Origin of the sequence: Subtercola lobariae, assembly GCF_014640255.1 — a bacterium.
Taxonomy (GTDB): domain Bacteria; phylum Actinomycetota; class Actinomycetes; order Actinomycetales; family Microbacteriaceae; genus Subtercola; species Subtercola lobariae.
In genome coordinates this window covers 1-699 of sequence record NZ_BMGP01000021.1, presented here as the reverse complement: position 1 = coordinate 699, position 699 = coordinate 1, and the positions used below count along the sequence as shown (strand labels likewise).

At 50.8% G+C, this 699-nt stretch carries 2 rRNA genes; both read left to right on the top strand.

The annotated features are described in order from the left end of the window. Positions 1-111 (top strand): 16S ribosomal RNA (locus tag IEX24_RS19365); the annotation flags it as partial. A gap of 493 nt (positions 112-604) precedes the next feature. After that, positions 605-699: ribosomal RNA gene (locus IEX24_RS19360) — 23S ribosomal RNA — on the top strand; the annotation flags it as partial.

Sequence of the window (699 nt, the reverse complement as noted above, 5' to 3'; positions counted from 1 at the left end):
GAAGCCAGTGGCCCAACCGTGAGGGGGGAGCTGTCGAAGGTGGGATCGGTGATTAGGACTAAGTCGTAACAAGGTAGCCGTACCGGAAGGTGCGGCTGGATCACCTCCTTTCTAAGGAGCACGTTTCGTGTCGCTCTGTATACAGGCGAATCGCACGGACAGTCATTTCAGCGGAAGTTATCTGTTGGTGGCGCTCATGGGTGGAACATTTGACATTCGCGTAGTGCAGCATGTTTGGTTAGTACGATCCTTCGGGGTTTGGAAGAGCGGGTGTGTTGTGGCTGTGTTGTGCACGCTGTTGGGTCCTGAGGGACCGGGCAGCCTTTCTGTCGTGTGGTATTTGTTTACTGCGTGATGGGTGGGTTGGTTTCGTAACTCTGGGCCTTATTTCAGGTCGGGGATTTGTTCCCGTTCTGTTTGGGGTACCGCCCGTATTTTGAGAACTACACAGTGGACGCGAGCATCATCAGATGTGTCACGTAAAAGGACCGGCCAGCTCTTTGAGCGGGGCGGTGTTTGTTGCGGATACAGACTGATAATCAATGTTTCTTCAGGCATTTATGTCTGGGGATTTAACATTGGTCTTTGTTGTGTGATTTTGTTTGTTGAAGTTTTTAAGAGCAAACGGTGAATGCCTTGGCATCTGGAGCCGAAGAAGGACGTATAAATCTGCGATAAGCCTCGGGGAGTTGATAATAG